Origin of the sequence: Qipengyuania proteolytica, assembly GCF_019711565.1 — a bacterium.
Lineage (GTDB): Bacteria > Pseudomonadota > Alphaproteobacteria > Sphingomonadales > Sphingomonadaceae > Qipengyuania > Qipengyuania proteolytica.
Genome location: NZ_JAIGNN010000002.1, coordinates 507,215 through 525,793 on the forward strand (window position 1 = coordinate 507,215; position 18,579 = coordinate 525,793).

Annotated in this window: 16 protein-coding genes; 10 read left to right on the plus strand and 6 right to left on the minus strand. The window is 63.6% G+C overall.

The features are described from left to right. Positions 1 to 32: 32 nt before the first annotated feature. Positions 33 to 659, plus strand: coding sequence for a molybdopterin-dependent oxidoreductase (locus tag K3172_RS11350; RefSeq protein ID WP_247718151.1), 627 nt, complete (start codon positions 33 to 35; stop codon positions 657 to 659). A gap of 2 nt (positions 660 to 661) precedes the next feature. On the opposite strand, the gene K3172_RS11355 is transcribed toward K3172_RS11350, so the two are convergent. After that, positions 662 to 1,096 carry a DUF1801 domain-containing protein gene (locus K3172_RS11355; protein ID WP_221590112.1) on the minus strand — a complete coding sequence of 145 codons (435 nt, stop codon included), beginning with the start codon at positions 1,094 to 1,096 and terminating at the stop codon, positions 662 to 664. Positions 1,097 to 1,152: 56 nt separating this feature from the next. Here K3172_RS11355 and K3172_RS11360 point away from each other — a divergent pair, with 56 nt between their 5' ends. Next, entirely contained in the window at positions 1,153 to 2,403 is a 1,251-nt protein-coding gene (locus tag K3172_RS11360) for an SAM-dependent methyltransferase (RefSeq protein WP_221590114.1), read from the plus strand. Positions 2,404 to 2,748: 345 nt separating this feature from the next. Here the strand turns inward: K3172_RS11360 and K3172_RS15695 are convergent, their stop codons facing one another. After that, positions 2,749 to 4,098 (minus strand): calcium-binding protein, encoded by a 1,350-nt coding sequence (locus tag K3172_RS15695; RefSeq protein ID WP_221590116.1) that lies wholly within the window; start codon positions 4,096 to 4,098, stop codon positions 2,749 to 2,751. 231 nt (positions 4,099 to 4,329) lie between these two features. Between K3172_RS15695 and K3172_RS11370 the strand changes: the two genes are divergently transcribed. Together K3172_RS11370 and K3172_RS11375 are read left to right on the plus strand one after the other, a co-directional pair. Then, positions 4,330 to 5,544 carry an argininosuccinate synthase gene (locus tag K3172_RS11370; protein WP_221590118.1) on the plus strand — a complete coding sequence of 405 codons (1,215 nt, stop codon included), beginning with the start codon at positions 4,330 to 4,332 and terminating at the stop codon, positions 5,542 to 5,544. Positions 5,545 to 6,494: 950 nt separating this feature from the next. Further along, complete coding sequence (locus K3172_RS11375) at positions 6,495 to 7,007, plus strand: septal ring lytic transglycosylase RlpA family protein (RefSeq protein ID WP_221590120.1); 513 nt, start codon at positions 6,495 to 6,497, stop codon at positions 7,005 to 7,007. Here K3172_RS11375 and K3172_RS11380 read toward each other — a convergent pair. Beyond that, entirely contained in the window at positions 7,004 to 7,972 is a 969-nt protein-coding gene (locus K3172_RS11380) for a hypothetical protein (protein WP_221590122.1), read from the minus strand. The two genes, K3172_RS11375 and K3172_RS11380, sit on opposite strands and share 4 nt — an antisense overlap. A 405-nt stretch (positions 7,973 to 8,377) precedes the next feature. Here K3172_RS11380 and K3172_RS11385 point away from each other — a divergent pair, with 405 nt between their 5' ends. Continuing rightward, positions 8,378 to 8,761, plus strand: a complete 384-nt coding sequence (locus K3172_RS11385; protein ID WP_221590124.1) for a hypothetical protein — start codon at positions 8,378 to 8,380, stop codon at positions 8,759 to 8,761. 87 nt (positions 8,762 to 8,848) lie between these two features. Beyond that, positions 8,849 to 9,079 (plus strand): hypothetical protein, encoded by a 231-nt coding sequence (locus K3172_RS11390; protein WP_221590125.1) that lies wholly within the window; start codon positions 8,849 to 8,851, stop codon positions 9,077 to 9,079. A 53-nt stretch (positions 9,080 to 9,132) separates the two neighbouring features. Here K3172_RS11390 and K3172_RS11395 read toward each other — a convergent pair whose 3' ends face one another. From K3172_RS11395 to uvrA, 3 genes are all read right to left on the minus strand, one after another. Beyond that, positions 9,133 to 10,515 (minus strand): ATP-binding protein, encoded by a 1,383-nt coding sequence (locus tag K3172_RS11395; RefSeq protein WP_221590128.1) that lies wholly within the window; start codon positions 10,513 to 10,515, stop codon positions 9,133 to 9,135. A gap of 186 nt (positions 10,516 to 10,701) precedes the next feature. Further along, positions 10,702 to 11,064, minus strand: a complete 363-nt coding sequence (locus tag K3172_RS11400; RefSeq protein WP_221590129.1) for a DUF7662 domain-containing protein — start codon at positions 11,062 to 11,064, stop codon at positions 10,702 to 10,704. A gap of 67 nt (positions 11,065 to 11,131) precedes the next feature. Then, positions 11,132 to 14,047, minus strand: a complete 2,916-nt coding sequence (gene uvrA, locus K3172_RS11405; RefSeq protein WP_221590131.1) for an excinuclease ABC subunit UvrA — start codon at positions 14,045 to 14,047, stop codon at positions 11,132 to 11,134. A 454-nt stretch (positions 14,048 to 14,501) separates the two neighbouring features. Here uvrA and K3172_RS11410 point away from each other — a divergent pair, with 454 nt between their 5' ends. The 4 genes from K3172_RS11410 to K3172_RS11425 all read left to right on the plus strand — a co-directional run bounded on the left by K3172_RS11410 (position 14,502) and on the right by K3172_RS11425 (position 18,558). After that, entirely contained in the window at positions 14,502 to 14,852 is a 351-nt protein-coding gene (locus tag K3172_RS11410) for a hypothetical protein (RefSeq protein ID WP_221590133.1), read from the plus strand. A 258-nt stretch (positions 14,853 to 15,110) separates the two neighbouring features. Then, positions 15,111 to 16,283 carry a GGDEF domain-containing protein gene (locus K3172_RS15770; RefSeq protein WP_221590135.1) on the plus strand — a complete coding sequence of 391 codons (1,173 nt, stop codon included), beginning with the start codon at positions 15,111 to 15,113 and terminating at the stop codon, positions 16,281 to 16,283. A 141-nt stretch (positions 16,284 to 16,424) separates the two neighbouring features. Continuing rightward, positions 16,425 to 17,315 carry a lysozyme gene (locus tag K3172_RS11420; protein WP_247718152.1) on the plus strand — a complete coding sequence of 297 codons (891 nt, stop codon included), beginning with the start codon at positions 16,425 to 16,427 and terminating at the stop codon, positions 17,313 to 17,315. Positions 17,316 to 17,391: 76 nt separating this feature from the next. Next, complete coding sequence (locus K3172_RS11425) at positions 17,392 to 18,558, plus strand: GGDEF domain-containing protein (protein WP_221590137.1); 1,167 nt, start codon at positions 17,392 to 17,394, stop codon at positions 18,556 to 18,558. Positions 18,559 to 18,579 lie beyond the last annotated feature (21 nt).

The following is an 18,579-nucleotide window of genomic DNA, read 5'->3' on the forward strand; positions in this document are numbered from 1 at the left end:
CCAGGCTGCTGAGCGCAGCGGAGAAGTGGCACATGGGCGCGCACCGGTTCCTTTCGAACCGCGAAGCGCTCGCACCCGAGTATCCGCGCAGCGCCGTCTCGCCCTTCTTCCGCGGCAACGGCTCGACCGACCCGCAGAACGGCGACTATCCGCGCCATGTCGAGGAGGGCTTTGCCAACTGGCGGCTCGAGGTGCGCGGTCTGGTCGACACCCCGCTCAGCTTCAGCATCGAGAACATCCGCAAGCTGCCGGCGCGCAGCCAGGTGACGCGCCACGATTGCGTCGAAGGCTGGAGCGCGATCGGCGAATGGACCGGTCCGCAGCTGTCGCTCCTGCTGGACGAGGCAGGGTTGAAGCCCGAAGCGCGGTTCATCGTCTTCCGCTGCGCCGACAACCTCAACGGGCAGGACTATTACGAGACCGTCGACCTCGTTGATGCCTACCACCCGCAGACCATCATCGCCCACAGCCTGAACGGCGAGCCCCTGCCGGTCCGCAATGGCGCGCCGCTGCGCATGCGGATCGAACGGCAGCTGGGTTACAAGCACGCCAAGTACCTTACCGCGATCGAAGCCGTCGCGAGCCTCGACGGCATCGGCGGCGGCCAGGGCGGCTATTGGGAGGACCGGGCCGGGTACCAATGGTACGCCGGGATCTGACCTCAGTCGGGGTATTTCTCGAACGAACGACTCCAGCCCAGGTCGATCATCTCTTCCAACACGCCCAGATCGATATCGCCGAGCTTGTTGACGTACAGGCAGGCGGCTCCGCGCGAATACTTGCCCAGCCGCGCAAGCAAGGGTGCGAAGGCTGCTTCCTCGCTCTCCTCGCCGCATCGAAGGATGTACAGCGAGTGCTTGGCCTTTCGCGGGCTGAAGCCTTGACGGCACATATCGCCTTCGCGCCCGCTATCGTAGCGGTAGTGGTACTGGCCGTAGCCTATGATGCTCGGCCCCCACATGCGCGGCTTCTCCCCGGTCACCTTGCGGAACAGCGCGTCGAGCACCTTCGCTTCCTCCCGCTTGCGCTCCGGTTCGACACCGGCAATGAAGTCCGCCGGATCGACCATCGTTATCTGGGTCTTTGCTTCAGTCATCCTTGCCTCCTATGCGTTGCAACCATCATTCCAGTGGCCACGAAGAGCAAGGCAGTATGAGCAAACGCCTCCTTTCCAGGTTCCTCGGTTCCACCATCAAGTTGGGCACCCTCACCGCCCGCTTCGCCGACGGGTCGAGCGAGACTTACGGATCGCCCGCCGAGGCTTATCCCGACATTCGGCTCGCCTTCACCGACGGCAAGGTCCCGCGCGACATCCTGCTCGACCCGCGCATCGGTGCGGCGGAGGCCTTCATGGACGGACGCCTGGTGATCGAGCAGGGCGACGTCATGGGCCTCGTCCAGCTGCTCCGCTCGAACGCGGCGTGGGAACGCGGGGGTGCACTCAAGCCCCCCTCCCTCACCCGCCGCCTGCGCAACCGCGCCAAGTTCGTCGTCCAGGCGTTCAACGACCGCACCGGGTCGCGCCGCAACGTCGCGCACCATTACGACATCGGCAACGAGCTCTACCGGCTCATGCTCGACCCCGAGCACATGCAGTATTCCTGCGCCTACTGGCCCGAAGGCGTCGAGACGCTGGCCGAAGCGCAGCACGCCAAGCTCGCCCATATCGCCGCCAAGCTCGCGCTCGCCGACGGGCAGAGCGTGCTCGACATCGGCTGCGGCTGGGGCGGCATGGCGATCTTCCTCGCCCGGCACTTCGACGTGCGGGTGACCGGCATCACCCTCTCGCAGGAACAGCTCGCCCTCGCCCGCACCCGCGCCGAGGAGGCCGGCGTGGCCGATCGCGTCAGCTTCGAGCTGGTCGACTACCGCGACCTTGCCGCGCGCGGTGCCCGCTTCGACCGGATCGTCTCGGTCGGCATGTTCGAGCATGTCGGCCGCCCGCAGTTCGAGACCTTCTTCCGCGCCTGTGCGAACCTGCTGGCCGACGACGGCGTCATGCTGCTCCACACCATCGGCCGCTTCGGCGGGCCGGGCGTGACCGACGCCTTCACCAACAAGTACATCTTCCCCGGCGGCTACATCCCCGCCCTGTCGGAGACGCTGGCGGCGAGCGAGAAGGTCCGCCTGATCCACTCCGACATCGAGACGCTGCGCCTGCACTACGCGGAGACCCTGCGCGAATGGTACGCCCGCTGCGAGGCCAACCGCGAGGCGATCGTCGCGATGTACGACGAGCGCTTCTACCGCATGTGGACCTTCTACCTCTCCGGCGCGACCGCGGCCTTCGAATGGGGCAGCATGGGCAATTACCAGATCCAGTTCGTCCGCCACCGACGCGCGCTGCCGATCACGCGCGACTACATGGCGGCGGCGGAGCGGCGGTTGCTGGATGCGGGCTGAGAGCGCGGACTTGCGCCCGATTGCCGTGTAGGACGAAACGAGGGTTCGCCCCGTCGCAGTCCTACGACATGGACCGCATGTTACACGGTCCAGGGCGGAAAAAGCTGCGGGGCCATGAGGGGCCTCTCCTGACCCGGCGGAATTCAGAGCGGTAGAGGAGAAGACCATGCATCCCGCTATCACCGCGACGACTGAGTAGGAAAGCGTCAATCGCAAGCCGACCTTGGTCTAAAGCCGCGCTATGCGGACTTCCCGCAACCTTGCTGCATGGCCAGCCTGAGATAGCTGGCCACATCGCATTCGCTACCGGATGATCGCCTCCTCGAAAGTCCGCAGGAGACGAATTCAGACCATGTGCAGAGCGTCGCTGGCGCCGAGAATGTCCGTAGGCATCAACGTGCCGGCGAAGATCATATCCCCGCCGCCGAACGCTTTCGAGCCACCCGGTCCACCGTCCGCGGCAGCTACAAAAGTGTCGGCAGTGAAGTCGCTCTGGGTCAGGTTCAAGATGCCGTCGAGCCAAATGAACGCATCGGCCGAGCCATCGCCATCGGTATCCATCTCGACGATCGTCCGGGATGTCCCCTGAGAATAGCGCAGTTCGCCGGCGGCACCGCTGAATGCTGCCTGTCCGATGAAAGTGAAGTGCTGCGTCCCCGCGGTCGAACTGTCTGCGTCGATGCCGGACAGGTCGATCAGGTCGCCTTCCGCCTGATCGAAGTCGGCGATGATATCGCTGCTGCCTTGCGTCAGCCCGGCGTCGTCAGTGCTGGCATAGGCGAACGTATCCGCGCCGAGCGCGCCGACCAGCTTGTCGAGCCCCCCGCCACCGTAAATGATGTCGTCGTCCTTGCCGCCGACGATGAAGTCTGCGCCGCCATCGCCGTAGAGCACGTCGGTTCCGCGTCCGCCGTAAACCTGGTCGGCACCGGACCCGGCGTAGAGCGTGTCGTCGACATTGCGTCCCACCAGGACGTTTGCGACGTCATTGCCGTAGATCGTGTTGTCGTCAGGATTGCCGGTTCCGTCGATCCGGCCACCGGAAAGATGGAGAACCTCGACATTGGTGGGCATTTCATACGAGATCGACGCATAAACCGTGTCGGTGCCCGCCCCGGCTAGTTCGGTGACGACGTCCCCGGCATTGTCGACATAGTAGGTGTCGTTGCCACCTCCGCCGAACATGGAGTCTGCTCCAGCACCGCCATCGAGGATATCGTTGCCACCACCGCCACGCAGCAAATCGGCGCCGTTTCCGCCTTCGAGCACGTCGTCTCCGCCAAGGCCTTCGATCGTGTCGTTCCCTTCGAGCCCCTGCAGACGGTCTGCGAAAGCACTGCCATTGATCGTGTCAGCGCCAGCCAGCAGAGCGGCGAACAGGCCAGCGGTATCATCGGTGCCGACGAAGTTGGTGAATTGTTCGACGCTCATGGACAGACCTTGGAAGGTGAAGGCTGCGCCGCCGGTGATGCTGTAATCGAGACCTGTGATCGTGCCGGTGGTCGGCACCCCGTCGACGAAATTCGCGAAGCTGCCGTCGATGATCAGGCGTTCGGTGATGCCGTCGAAAACATCGGTAAAGGTCACGCGGCTCGAATTGCCGGAAGGGGTCGCGAAATCGAAAAATTCCGCGATGTTCGCATTCGCGATAAAAGATCCTGCGTCGAACGCGCGAACAGCCGTAAAAATCGCCATTTTACATCTTCCCCCCAAAACTCTTCAATCGCGAGCCTATCGCCGCCGGTCGGCGATCGTGCGCTTGCCATTGCTTAGTCCGGCAAATTGGAAGGTCAACTGCACGGGCCGCCCTGTCCCTACCCCTGACAATCAGTGTCAGCGCCCACTTTCCCGCAGTCTAGCGCTTCTTGTTTGCCTACAGCGTCACGCTCCTGCTAGCGGCGCGGCCAAGCAAGCGAAGGTGCATCCATGTCCGATATCAAGCGCGTCGTCCTCGCCTACAGTGGCGGTCTCGATACCTCCGTCATTGCCAAGTGGCTCGAGGTGGAACGCGGGCTGGAGGTGGTCACCTTCACCGCCGATCTCGGCCAGGGCGAGGAGATCGAGCCGGCCCGCGAGAAAGCCCGCGCGATGGGCATTCCCGACAAGCACATCTTCATCGAGGACCTGCGTGAGGAGTTCGTCCGCGACTTCGTCTTCCCGATGATGCGCGCCAATGCGCGGTACGAGGGCGATTACCTCCTCGGCACCAGCATCGCGCGTCCGCTGATCTCCAAGCGTCTCGTCGAGATCGCGCACGAGACCGGCGCCGATGCCATCGCCCATGGCGCGACCGGCAAGGGCAACGACCAGGTGCGCTTCGAGCTCTCCGCCTATGCGCTCGATCCGGACATCAAGGTAATCGCCCCGTGGCGCGAGTGGGACCTCACCAGCCGCACCGCGCTGATCGCCTGGGCCGAGGCGCACCAGATCGCCGTGCCCAAGGACAAGCGCGGCGAAAGCCCCTTCTCGACCGATGCGAACCTCCTCCACACCTCGTCGGAGGGCAAGGTGCTCGAGGATCCGTGGGAGGAGACGCCCGACTACGTCTATTCGCGTACCGACCATCCCGAGGACGCACCTGACACGCCAGAATACATCACCATCGATTTCGAGAAGGGTGACGGCACGGCGCTGAATGGCGAGGCGATGAGCCCGGCGACCCTGCTCGCCGCGCTCAACGATCTCGGGCGCAAGCACGGTATCGGTCGGCTGGATCTCGTCGAGAACCGTTTCGTCGGCATGAAGAGCCGCGGCATGTACGAAACGCCGGGCGGCGAGATTTATGCCCGCGCGCATCGCGGGATCGAGCAGATCACGCTCGACCGCGGCGCGGCGCATCTGAAGGACGAGCTCATGCCCCGCTATGCCGAGCTGGTCTACAACGGCCTGTGGTTCAGCCCCGAGCGCGAGATGCTGCAGGCGGCGGTGGACCTTAGCCAGGAGAAGGTCAGCGGCACCGTCCGGCTCAAGCTCTACAAGGGCAATGCGATGGTGGTGGGCCGCAAGTCTGCGAACTCGCTTTACTCCGAGGCTCACGTGACCTTCGAGGACGATGCCGGTGCCTACGACCAGGCAGATGCGGGCGGCTTCATCAAGCTCAACGCCCTGCGCCTGCGGCTGCTGGCCAAGCGCGACCGTTAGTTGCGCTGCAGCACGTTTATGCGTTGCGATATTGCGCTTGCGAGACCGTCCGTGGCATAAATTTGCGATGAAGCGTTGACTTATCCACCTCCCTCCACAGCGAAAAGCGGGGAAAGTGGAAAAGTCGGGGCTTGCCAGCTTGCAGAATCGCCCGGCGAGGCGCAGCTTCAAGTCCTCGGAAGGACGCGGAAACGCACTGAACTGGACGGTCGAAAGACTTGAAAGAACAGGGAATTTCCAAGACCGGATGACGTGACGGAACCTGTCCGCGCGGATCACGAGACCCTCGTGCAGAAGACTTCGGTCGGACGCAAGGCGGGTCGATGACGGAACCGCGAAGTCGTTCCAGAACGAGCTTGGCCAACCCGGCCGGATGCCGAAGGAGGCGTCGAAGGAAGGTCTTCGGACCGGAAAGCGATGCAACCGCTTGAGGCGGAAGGCCATAAACGGAAAGCCAAGCTGCGGAGCCGCCTGGTGAAGGCTGGCCTGCAACGGAAGCGAGGGCCTTCGGGCCTGGCGCACCCAAGCGGGTCGACTGGAGGGTGGAGCCGGATGCCGGTGCGAGCGCCGGTGACAGAACCGGAAGGAATGTCTTCGGACAAACCGGAAGGGAAAACATCGGATGCCAAGTTCCTATCTTCGGATACGACCACGCATCGGTGAGAGTGGGGTCGGCAGCAATGCCGGCCCCATTTGCTTTGTGCGGCCCTCGCCCGCGTGGCGCGCGCACCGTCTGCCTAAGGTGTCAAAGAGCTGTGCGGTCGCGAATCCTTTCGCGATCCAGCGCTGGTAGGCGGCCGGGCAATCACCCCCGAGATGTTGTAGGAAAGCGCCATCGGTGCCCGGTGAAGCGACGAATCGTGGCCGGAATGGGGCAGTCGCCCGCCGGGTTAACGACTCTCCCGCCGCGCTCCGCTATTGCCGCCGGAACTTGACGGGAGGTCCACACGATGGCCAATCGCGCGTTTCGCAGCTTGCTTTTCACCGCCCTCGTGGCGCTTCCCGCCACGGCGGGCCACACCGAGGAGCGCACCGCTTCCGCGCTCGAAGTCGCGTCCTTCGACCGCAGCTTCGTAGCTTACGAGAGCCTGCCGCCGCAGCCCGAGCCGGCTGCCCACGTCGTCGACCTCGACACCATCGAACCGCCGGTCGAGGCGCAGCCCGCCACCACCGCGATCGAGGGCGGCAACGCGTCCTATTACGGTCGCAAGTTCCACGGCCGCCGCACCGCGAGCGGCGAGGCGTTCGACATGCACGCCATGACCGCCGCCCATCGCACCCTGCCCTTCGGAACGCTCGTGCAGGTGACAAACCCGCGCAACGGCAAGACAGTGACCGTGCGCATCAACGATCGCGGACCCTTCCACGGCAACCGCGTTATCGACGTGAGCCGCGCCGCGGCGACCGAGCTCGGCCTGATCGGCCCGGGCAAGGCCCATGTGGAGCTGGCCGTCGTCGGTTAAGTGCCGGCGTCCGCCTGCGACTCCTCCTCCGCCACCCACATGCCGTGTTCGTCGCGCGTGTGGAGTGCCCAGCCTTCGCCATAGCGCCACCAGTCCTCGTCGCCCGCCTCGAAGGCCGCCATCTGGCACGCTTCGATCGCCAACGCCGCGCCCGTCAGTTCCGCCACCGTTGGCGCATCGGCGGGGCGCGCCTCCTCCATTTCCTCGATCAGGCGGCTGACGCGCGGATAGTGCGGACAGTCGCGGCACCCGGGCCAGTCGGGCTCCTCGCAGCACGGCCCCGTGGCCTTGCCCACATTCGGCACCGGCTCCCAGCCATCGGCCCCGATCCGGTAATGCCGCTTCCCGCGATCCGTCCCGAGCCGCGCGCCGACGCAGTCGCAAGCCGGTTCCTCGACCGCATCGGGCTCCCCCTGCGCGGGAGACATGGACCGGGTGTTACACGGTCCATGCGAAGAAGTTTCGGGGGTTGCAGCCGGCAGGTCCGCATCGATCGCCTCGCCAGCGCGCAGGCGGCGCAGCATGGCATCGAAGCCCTCCGCCAGCGCCTCGATCCGCGCATCGGTGCGCATCCGGTCGAGCCGCGCGAGGTGGGCGAGCAGCAGTCGGTCCGAAAAGCGCCGCCGCGTGCCGACGAGCTCGCCGTGATACCACACCTCCTCGTCGACGCCGTGCATGGCGAAATCCGCCAGCTTAGCCTCCGCCGCCCCGCGGGCGATCACCAGCGCGGCATCCCAAGCGCGCCCGAAGGCGGCGGAATTGCGCCGCGCGCGATAGCAGGTCTGGTGCGAGACCCGCGCACGCCGCGCCGCCCCGCGCACCGACCCGCTGACCGCCAGCGCCTCGAGGAAGGCCACTTGGCGCTCGGGCACGAACTGCGTCTGCGGCGCGCGCTCGTCCTCGGCGAAAAGGTCGCCGTGGAGCACGATGGGATGGGTTGCGGGAGTATCGGCGGTGCTGTGCATCGGTTCACCTGTGGCTTGTAAGCAGGGGAACCGGGTCATTTATACAGCGCGAGGCATGTAGGACAGCCCTCGCAGCGCAGGACGCCCTCAGCGGCCTCGTCGCCGCGCGGCCCATTCACTGAGCATCAGCGCCAGGACGAACACGACAAATACGAGGATAATCACGGTGAGTGAGGCAGGCATGCGACCCTCCTCCTCTCTGGATAAGGCGGGAGCGGGGCCGGAGCCTGTCCCAATCGCCGATTTGCCCGGAAAAGGACCGGCGATGGCGGCCCTGTAGCAGCATTGCGCGAGGCATGCATTATCATTTGATGGGTCGCGCGCCGGCAGGCCGGGGCGCCCTATCCATCGCGCCCGCCCGGTGTACGACAGGTACCGGGTCGCCTCCGTCGGGAGGGACGGCGCATGTCGGGTTTCGAATTCGCCTTCAGCCTGTTCGGGCTGGTGCTGGGGCTGGCGATGGCGGAGGTGCTGGCGGGCTTCGTCCGCGTGCTGAAGGCGCGGACGGTTCCTGCAAAGACCCAAGGGAACCCAGCCAAGAAGGCGAAACCGGCCTCGAGCAGCAAAGCGGCAGGCCAGAAAAAATCGGCCTCAAGTAGCAAAGCGGTAGGCCAACACATACGCATCGGCTGGATGACGCCGACGCTGGGCGGGATCGTGGTGGTCGACCTCGTCACCGCGTGGAACCTCGCCTGGCGCACGCTGCAGGATGTGGTGGTCAGCGTCCCCGTGCTGTTCGCGGGGATGGTGGAGACGGGCCTCTACTTCATCGCCGCGAGCCTGGTGTGACCGGACGAGGCGAAGGACTGGGCCGATCTCGACAACTGGTTCGACCGGCACAAGGCGCAGATCGGCACCTGCCTCGCGCTCGCCAATGTGGGCTTCTGGCTGCTCTACAATGCGAGCGGCATCTACAGCGGCTTCCCGCCCGCGCTCGCCCCCTACGTGATCGCCACCGCCGCCCTCCCCTTCACCCGCACCCGCCGCCAGAGCGCCGCCGCGCTGGCCGTGCTGGTGGCCTGCCTGGTGTGGGTCGTCGCGGTCAGCACGATCCGGATGCTGGGCTGGTGGCCATGGGTGACCAGGATGGTGCCGCTGGCGGGGTGAGAACGACAGGGAAAGTGAGATGTCGCTATACATTCACTGCAGCTTTCACATGATTATTCTTTGACCGTTTCTCCGTGGATCAACTCATCCACTCTCGCCGCAGAGCGTCGCATATTTGAGCCAATCACCGGGTCTTGCCCGTGCGCTTCGAAATCATGCAACGATTGGTTCAAAACTGCCTTCAAGAATGGCCCATCAAAGTTCTCTTTGGATTCAAGGCACATCAAGCAACCTGAAAGGTGACGCGCCTTTTTTAGATCACTTTCCTTTGGAATTTTTCCGCTTCTAAGCTCTTTTAGGCACTCTCGCTCACCTCTGCCGACATATTGCTTGTAAGCGCTTGCTTTGCCGGACACCCGATCAAGAATGTGTTTTGAGCCCCCGGGTTTCGCAATCTTTGATACTTTAAGCAACTCTTCGACATCTCGTTTTGCCAGTCCGCCCTCGTTCATATAGTAGTAAATGGGGAGCCAACGAACAATCTCGTGTGCCGACTGCTCAATATAGTCGCTTGGTGAGGCGTTCAGGTTCGCGTTGATAAAGTCCGCGAGAATGTCGCGATCGGATATCGTTGACTTACGGACAACTTCACGTTCGACAATTACAGCATCTGGATTCTCAGAAGGGACCGACACTTCAGCGGCCCTAATACCAAGGCCCGCAATTTGCTGTAGTTTTGAAATTGCATGCTGGACAGCATCGTTTTCACGACGCCTAATAATTGCCGATAGTTCGCCCGCCCGGATGACTGCCGTTTCACCTTCGTAACGGTAATAAGTCTGATTGGCCTTCATCGACCCTGCGTTTTTCAAGGTCATGTGAGGCTTTTCTTCGCTCTCGTGGGCGAAGAGGCAGGCAAGTTCAAAGCCCCGGAAGGTAAACTGAAAACTGCCCCAAGGAATTGACGGATTGACGGTATCCTTCAGGAATTCCGAAAATTTCTTACTGTCGAGTTTTCTGAAATGATCATTTTGGAGACCCAAAATACGCTGGTCGTCTGCGATACCAAAAACGATGAAGCCACCGCTATTATTGGCATATCCCACCAGACTTCGAGAATAATCCGCCAAGCTTTTCAGGTGGAATGTTTCTTTAAATTCGAGTCGAGCGGACTCTTTCGGGTCTGCTACCCAATTGTCTCCATCCTTCCGAAAATTGAGAATTCCGCGCAACTCTTTGCGCAACTCGGCAATCCGATCTGCGACCGCCATCTCTCCGAAATATGGATGGTTCTCCAAATAGTGCTGCGTGTCAGCTGCTGAAGCAGCAGGGATTTGTCCGCCAATTTGACCAGATCGAATCTCATAGACGCCCGCAGGGTTAAGACTACGATTGGGTCGGAAGAGAAACCCGCAGATCTCTTGTGCAGGCATCCCGCGTGCAAGCATCCCCTTTACGAGCGCAATTTCACTGTCAGTTAAGCCACGGTTCGCCATCGATGCTTACTGATGGAGGCGTGAACAAAAAGTCAAACTATTTGGAATTACAATTCTCCATGTGCGCGAATTATTCGGGCAATAGAGCCTAGCAATCGACGCCTCCAATCGGGCGAAATTCCAACACGATCTGCGAAGGTGCGCGACTAGCAAGTAGGAGCTAAATCGCGCTGGATCGTTATCCCGTCAGGCGCGAATTGTAATTTCTACTTGGCTCTGATCAATGCCTAAGGCTGCAGCCAATCCATCCTTGGCAGCTTGAATTGTCATCGGACTAGCCGTCATTTTCTGCCGCTTCGGATCATCACCGGCTACATTGACCAGCGTCACCTTCTCATTCTCAAGGTCGAGCGCAGTTGTTTTCCAACCTGCTAGCTGCCAGCCCAGACTCTGAGACCGCATCTGGTTTGACCACCACGCCTGATGCTGTCTGGCGCTTTCTGGAAGCCGGAAACCAAGCACCCTCTCAATCTGCTCGAAAGAGGCCTCCCATACGGTCTCGTCTACCGAAGAGAGGTACTCAGTCAGTTTCTGATATTTGCTAGACAAAACAGTTCTCCAGTCGGGTAAACCTCTAGATGATGTATTATAAATTATATGTCAATAGCAAATATACCTACTCCGCCGCCTCGCTGACCCGCTCCAGCATCGGCTTGAGGTACTGCCCCGTATAGCTCTCCGGCACCGCGGCCACCGCTTCCGGCGTGCCCTGCGCGACGATCTCGCCGCCGCGCACGCCGCCGCCGGGGCCGAGGTCGAGGATGTGGTCGGCGGTCTTGATGACGTCGAGATTGTGCTCGATCACCACCACGCTGTTGCCCTGGTCCACCAGCCGGTGGAGCACTTCGAGGAGCTTGCGGACATCCTCGAAATGGAGGCCCGTGGTGGGCTCGTCGAGGATGTAGAGCGTCTGGCCGGTGCTGCGCTTGCTCAGTTCCTTGGCGAGCTTCACCCGCTGCGCCTCCCCGCCCGATAGCGTGGTCGCCTGCTGGCCGACCTTGACGTAGCCCAGACCCACCTCGTTCAGCATGTGCATCTTGTCGCGGATCGGGGGGACGGCCTTGAAGAACTCCTCCGCATCCTCGATCGTCATGTCGAGCACGTCGGCGATGGAGTGGCCCTTGAACTTCACCTCCAGCGTTTCGCGGTTGTAGCGCTTCCCGTGGCATTCCTCGCAGGTGACGTAGACGTCGGGCAGGAAGTGCATCTCGATCTTGATCAGCCCGTCGCCCTGGCACGCCTCGCACCGGCCGCCCTTGACGTTGAAGCTGAAGCGGCCGGGCTTGTAGCCGCGCGCCTGCGCTTCGGGGAGGCCGGCGAACCAGTCGCGGATCTGGGTGAAGGCACCGGTGTAGGTCGCCGGGTTGGAGCGCGGGGTGCGGCCGATGGGCGACTGGTCGATCTCGATCACCTTGTCGCAATATTCGAGGCCGGTGACCTTGTCGTGCGCGCCCGCGACCACCCGCGCCCCGTTCAGCTGCCGCGCGGCGGAGGCGTAGAGCGTGTCGATGGTGAAGGACGACTTGCCGCTACCCGAAACGCCGGTGATGCAGGTGAAGGTGCCGAGCGGCAGGCTGGCGGTGACGTCCTGCAAATTGTTCGCCCGCGCGCCGTGGACGGTGAGCTGGTGCCCGTTGCCCTTGCGGCGGTTGGTCGGGACCTCGATCGCGCGCGTTCCGTTGAGATAGGCGGCGGTGAGCGACTTCTTCGACTTGAGCACCTGCTTGAGCGTGCCTTCGGCGACCACCTCGCCCCCGTGGACGCCCGCACCCGGGCCGAGATCGACCACATGGTCGGCGGCACGGATCGCGTCCTCGTCATGCTCGACCACGATCACCGTATTGCCGAGATCGCGCAGCCGCTTCAGCGTCTCGAGCAGCCGGTCGTTGTCGCGCTGGTGGAGGCCGATGCTGGGCTCGTCGAGCACGTAGAGCACGCCGCTGAGGCCCGAGCCGATCTGCGACGCGAGCCGGATGCGCTGGCTCTCCCCGCCCGACAGCGTGCCGCTGGTGCGGTCGAGGTTGAGATAGTCGAGGCCCACGTTGTCGAGGAAGCCCAGCCGCTCGTTGATCTCCTTGAGGATGGCCTTGGCGATCTGCTGCTGCGTATCGTTCAGCGCCTCGGGCAGCCCGAGGAAATAGGCCTTGGCGTCGGCCACGCTCATCCTGGTGGGCGTCGCGATATCGGTGCCCGCGATCTTCACGCTCAGCGCCTTCTCGTTGAGGCGCTTGCCGTGGCAGGTCTCGCACGGCTGGCTGGTCTGGAACTTCGCCAGCTCCTCGCGCATCCACGCGCTTTCGGTCTGCAGCAGGCGGCGGTTGAGATTGCCGATCACGCCCTCGAACGGCTTCTTGACGGTATATTCCTTGCGCCCGTCCTTGAAGGTGAGCGGGATCGCGCGGCCCTTGGTGCCGTAGAGGATGATGTCGCGGATCTCGCGGTCGAAAGCCTCCCACGGGGTCTCGAGGCTGAACTCGTATTCCTTCGCGAGGCTGGCGAGCACCTGCATGTAATAGGGGCTCGGCGGGTTGCTCTTCGCCCAGGGCACCACGGCGCCCTTCTTGAGGCTGAGCGCCTCGTTCGGCACGACCAGCTGCGGGTCGAACAGCTGCTTTTCACCAATGCCGTCGCAGGTCGGGCAAGCCCCCTGCGGCGCGTTGAACGAGAACAACCGCGGCTCCACCTCCTCGATGGTGAAGCCGGAGACCGGGCAGGAGAACTTCTCGGAGAAGACGATGCGGTTGGCGGGCATGCCCGCGCCCTTCATCGCGCCGCCGGCCTCGCCCTCGCCCTCGCGCCCCGGCACCACGCCATCGGCCAGGTCGACATAGGCCAGCCCCTCGGCGAGCTTCAGCGCCTGTTCGAAACTGTCGGCCAGCCGGGTCTGGATGCCGTCCCTCACCGCGATCCGATCGACCACCACCTCGATGTCGTGCTTGAACTTCTTGTCGAGCGCGGGCGCTTCCTCGATTGCGTACATCTCGCCATCGATGCGCACGCGGGTGAAGCCGGCCTTCTGCCACTCGGCCAGTTCCTTGCGGTATTCGCCCTTGCGCCCGCGCACCACCGGCGCAAGCAGGTAGAGCCGCGTGCCTTCGGGCAGCGCCATCACCCGGTCGACCATGTTGGAGACCGTCTGCGCCTCGATCGGCAGGCCGGTTGCGGGCGAATACGGCACCCCCACCCTCGCCCACAGCAGGCGCATGTAGTCGTAGATTTCGGTTACCGTCGCCACGGTCGAGCGCGGGTTGCGACTGGTGGTCTTCTGCTCGATCGAGATGGCGGGAGACAGCCCGTCGATATGCTCGAGATCGGGCTTCTGCATCATCTCGAGGAACTGGCGCGCATAGGCGCTGAGGCTCTCGACATAGCGCCGCTGCCCCTCGGCATAGATCGTATCGAACGCCAGGCTCGACTTGCCCGAGCCCGAAAGCCCCGTGATCACGATCAGCGCATCGCGCGGCAGGTCGATATCGACGCCCTTGAGATTATGCTCCCGCGCGCCGCGGACGGAAATTTTCGTGAGTGCCATGAAGGAAGCGTGTTCCACATATGTTCGAGGTTTGCAAGATTCCGGAGCGCGGTCCGTTTTCGCGCTTCATGTGGGAGCGAGATCCGTGAATGCAAACCCTGCGGCAATTGCAGGATTGGCCGTAAGCTATCGCGGATGACGCGGCTCGACGAAATCCGGCATCTCTCCATTTCCGGTCTTTACCTCATTTTTTCATAGGGTTGGTGAATGGGCCCATTTGATCGAGGACCACCAGGCGATGCTGAGATCAAGGGTGCTCACGGAAACATACTGTTCCTTTGCGCGGGCCAGGATGCCCTTGTTTGGAGCAGTAAGGTCACGATGTCGCTCAGCGTCGGCAACCACACCTTCTCTGTCTCAGATCCCAGCGATGACCTGATCGAGCACCTCGGCAATGACGCGGACACAGCCAAGCAGAAGGGATCCTCTGCTTTATTCGACAACGTCGAAATTCTTGGCCTCGCCGGTCGTCGGCTCGGCCGGAACGCGAACACCGGCGCGGGGGCAACTTGGCCTCACCGTCATCGGCTCCGCCGCCTTCAGCGGCAGCGCCAACGAGCTGCGCTATTTCCAGAGCGCGACCCGCACGATCGTGAAGATGGACACCAATCGCGATGGCAACGCCGATGCCTACCTGCGCCTCGACGGGCTGTTAAACCCGACGGCCGGAGACTGCGTCCTCGTCAACGCCCCCATCCTTGTGGACGCCTGCGCCAGCGACGCCGCGGTGGCGAGCGACGTTTTGTCCGCATCGCTGCATACCGCTGCCGAGCCATTGTTCGGTGCGGAGATGAGCTTCTGCTGAAGATTGAGAATCTGACAAACGACCACGGACAAGCCCCGCAAGCAGCCGCTTGCAGGGCCGGCACCGCCCTGGGGAATGCCGGGCGAGCCTCTGTTTGGAGCCAGAGTGCCCACAAGCCTCGGCTGCCGGCCAGAAAACTGTATTTTACAATATCCTTCTCCCTCACTGAAAACCACGCGAAAATTCATTTTTATTAAGTAATTGAGCTTACCGATCGAGGGAGAAAGGCCGAATGGGCCCGGAGCCGATCGAGTGAACGTGGAAGCGACAGATTTGCCGCATGACGCTCGTGCTACGCGCGAGAAGCTCGACTACGCTATCGAGGTACGCCGCGAAGCGGTTCTCTCGATGCTTTCGCGCGAGCGATATGCGCTGGCCGCGAGCCTGCTCGGGCTCGCGGTGATGGCCGTCAGCGTCGCCGCCCTTCCCGTGCGCGGCCTGCTCGGCTGGTTCCTGGCCTTGCGGCTTCTGGCCTTCGTCATGACGCGCTGGGCCGCTTCGCGGCTGGAAAAGCGCATCAGGGCGCGGGCCGAGATCGGTTCGGCCCAACTGACGCTGTTCCTAGCCATGTGTGCTACCGGGGCGAGCGTCGCATTGATGCTGTGGCCGGCCCCGCCCGGCTCGCCGACTGCCGCCACCGCGACCATTCAAGTGGTCATCCTGGTGGTCGTAACGCTGATTGCCGTCACCATGGCCGCCTTCCCCGGCCCGCGGGACGGCATGCTCGTAAGCTTCTGGCTGGTGTCCAGCGCCGTTGTAGCGCTTCACCCCGGGCGCATCGACCAGGTCTTCCTGCTGGTGAGCCTGCTGTTCACGATCGGCGTGCGCGTCTACGCTTCGAATACCGGTCAGCAGATCATCCGCGCGGCGCAGACCACGGTGGAGAACAAGCAACTGACCGAAGAGCTGGCGGAATCGCTCGCCCGCTCCGAGTTCCTCAGCACGCGGGATCCGCTGACCGGCCTCTACAACCGGCGACGGCTGTTCGACGAGGGCCACGCGCGCCACCTGTCCTCCCAGGTCCACCTGCTGATGATCGACCTCGACCATTTCAAGTCCATCAATGACGGCTTCGGCCATGCGGCGGGCGACCAGGTGCTGGTCGCAGCCGCACAGGCGGTGCGCCGGGTACTCGAACCGCTCGCGATCCGGCGCGAGCAGCCGGTCTTCCGGCTGGGCGGAGAAGAATTCCTCGTCCTGCTCGAAGGCCTCGACCTGGCGGAGGCCGAACGCGTGGCCGAGGATGTCAGGCTCGCCATCGCCGCGGTCGGTCCGTCGCTGGGGCGCTATGCGGGCATCCCCGTCACGGCCTCCATCGGCCTCGCCTGCTGGCGACCGGGCGAGAACCTTGGCGATGCGCTGCAACGCGCCGACCTCGCTTGCTACGAAGCGAAGGATCGCGGTCGGAATCGGGTGCGCTGCGCCGCGTGACCGGCACGCCGACGGTCCGGTCCGTGCCTGCCGAGCGACGAGATGCGGACCGGATCGTGCCGTTCACGCATTGATAAAGCAAAGACATAGCAGGCCAAAGCACCTGCGATAGGCAGATAGATAGAAAGCAGGCCACACAAGATGGCCAACGACCCAGCAACTTCACCTGCGGGGCCGGGCGACAGCGTCCGCCTCCGCGAACTCCTGCGCGAGCTCGACCGCCCGCTGGATCCCGGACCGTGGGAGGCGGAACGCACCATTCCGACACAGGGCGCAGCCGCCGGACCCGCCGGTGACCGCACCCGCCTTCGGCAGTCGCACGAACACCGTCGCGCGTTGAAGCGCGCCCGCAAGGCCGCGCGAGACACTTTCGGCGTGAAGACCCGGCATTCGGCGCGGCGCAGGGCAGCGATGATGCTGACCGCGGGCGCGGCCAGCCTTACCGCCTTTACCGGCCCCCAGTTCGATCCGGCAGGGGCCGCCAGCGGCGATGCGAACGTGCTCTCGGACTCGACCCAGACGCGAAAACCGGCCGCCCTGCTCAGCGCAAGCGAGCGGCTGAAGCGGGCGCTGACCGAGGAAGAGGGCATTCGTTACACGGTCTATCGCGACGTAGCCGGCTATCCCACCGTTGGCGTGGGACATCTGGTGCGACCCGAAGACGGGTTGTCGCTCGGCGATAGGATCGACCGTGACAGGGCGCTTGATTTCCTCTCGCAGGATCTGGCGAACGCCGAACGCGGCGTGCGCAGACTCGTAGGCGCCCTGCCGTTGTTCCAGCATGAGTTCGATGCTCTGGTCGATCTCGTTTATAACGTCGGGCTGGGCAACGTGTCGCCTTCGGAAAGCCCGGACCTGAACGCGGCCATCGCAGCCGGAGACTACGATGCCGTGGCCTCCCAGCTGGACTACACGCATGCAGGCGGTCGCGTCGCGCGCGGTCTGGAGCACAGGTCGGAGCGCCGGGCGGCCATATTCGCCGAAGCGCGTTACGACGATCCGCGCGAGCTGCCGCACAGCCAGCGGGCATAACATTTTACATTATCGCGTTTGCTTATTCTCATATTTCCCATATCCTTGCCCGCAAGAACAAAAAGGGGCGCCGCACATGACGGCTCAGGGGTTTCGGGTCGCACCGGAACGGGACGAAGACTGGCGGCGTGAGGCATGGCGCGAGACGGTAAGATCCGTCCTTGTCACCGAACAGCGAGCCTTCGTCGCCAATGTGCTCTCGGTCGCGGGCATCGCTATCGCGGCCAGCTTTCTCCCCAATGCGTCGGCGTTCGTCATGCCGATCCTGATGCGCCTGCTCGCCATGACCGGCGCGCACATGTCTTACGAGCACCTGCGCAAGAGGATCGACCAGGGGGCGGACCTCGATCCACCGCTCCGCCTGCTCGCGGTCATGCTGTTCTTCGGCGGCATGAGCTGGGCTTATCTGCTCCTGCCGCTGATCATGGTGCCGTTCGAGCATCCGGTCCGGCTTCTGATCGGCAGTGCCACCATGGTCGGTATGGCTCTCATCGTGACCATGACCGCGCCGCTGCGGAAGCAGACGCTGGCCTATATCTCGGGCTTCCTGATCACGCTGTTCCTAGGTCTGATGCTGGCGCCGCAGGACATGGCCCTGCCCCTCGGCATCGGCGTGACCGCCCTCGTCGCCGGTATCGCGATCTTCGCCTTCGCATCCTCCCGGCAGCGCGAATTTTCCGCCGACATGCTGGTCGAGAACCGGCGGCTGAACGAGGAACTCGCGGAGACCCTCGCACAGGCGGAATTCCTCGCCGCGCACGATCCGCTGACCGGCCTTTTCAACCGCCGCGCCCTGTTCGAGAGCGACCTTGCGGCCCGCGCGCAATGCGACCGGATGCATATGCTGCTGGTCGATCTCGACCATTTCAAGACGCTCAACGACAGTCACGGGCACGAGAGCGGGGATCGCGCACTGGTCGCTGTCAGCGGTCTCATGCGCGACTCGATGCGCGGATATGGTGCAGGCGAGCATTTTGCGGTGCGGCTGGGTGGGGAGGAGTTCGCGCTCTTCCTCGACGAAGGCGACGAAGGCCGCTCGCTGGTGTTTGCCGAGGACCTGCGCGAGGCGATCGCCGGCCTGCATGCGGAGCTGGGTTTGCCCGCGGGCGCGACCAGCGCGTCGATCGGCCTTACCCATCACGATCGCGGGACGTCGATGGACGAAACCCTGCGCCGCGCGGACGAGGCCATGTACGACGCGAAGATCGGCGGCCGCAACCGGGTGCGTCGCCACGACCGCTGATCGGGTATAGGGAGGCGCACC

What these genes read in the sequence shown, in the direction of transcription:
- K3172_RS11350 (WP_247718151.1), top strand. Translation starts at nt 33, where the DNA reads ATGGGCGCGCACCGGTTCCTTTCGAACCGCGAAGCGCTCGCACCCGAG.
- K3172_RS11355 (WP_221590112.1), bottom strand. Translation starts at nt 1,096, where the DNA reads ATGACTGAAGCAAAGACCCAGATAACGATGGTCGATCCGGCGGACTTC.
- K3172_RS11360 (WP_221590114.1), top strand. Translation starts at nt 1,153, where the DNA reads ATGAGCAAACGCCTCCTTTCCAGGTTCCTCGGTTCCACCATCAAGTTG.
- K3172_RS15695 (WP_221590116.1), bottom strand. Translation starts at nt 4,098, where the DNA reads ATGGCGATTTTTACGGCTGTTCGCGCGTTCGACGCAGGATCTTTTATC.
- K3172_RS11370 (WP_221590118.1), top strand. Translation starts at nt 4,330, where the DNA reads ATGTCCGATATCAAGCGCGTCGTCCTCGCCTACAGTGGCGGTCTCGAT.
- K3172_RS11375 (WP_221590120.1), top strand. Translation starts at nt 6,495, where the DNA reads ATGGCCAATCGCGCGTTTCGCAGCTTGCTTTTCACCGCCCTCGTGGCG.
- K3172_RS11380 (WP_221590122.1), bottom strand. Translation starts at nt 7,972, where the DNA reads ATGCACAGCACCGCCGATACTCCCGCAACCCATCCCATCGTGCTCCAC.
- K3172_RS11385 (WP_221590124.1), top strand. Translation starts at nt 8,378, where the DNA reads ATGTCGGGTTTCGAATTCGCCTTCAGCCTGTTCGGGCTGGTGCTGGGG.
- K3172_RS11395 (WP_221590128.1), bottom strand. Translation starts at nt 10,515, where the DNA reads ATGGCGAACCGTGGCTTAACTGACAGTGAAATTGCGCTCGTAAAGGGG.
- uvrA (WP_221590131.1), bottom strand. Translation starts at nt 14,047, where the DNA reads ATGGCACTCACGAAAATTTCCGTCCGCGGCGCGCGGGAGCATAATCTC.
- K3172_RS11420 (WP_247718152.1), top strand. Translation starts at nt 16,425, where the DNA reads ATGGCCAACGACCCAGCAACTTCACCTGCGGGGCCGGGCGACAGCGTC.
- K3172_RS11425 (WP_221590137.1), top strand. Translation starts at nt 17,392, where the DNA reads ATGACGGCTCAGGGGTTTCGGGTCGCACCGGAACGGGACGAAGACTGG.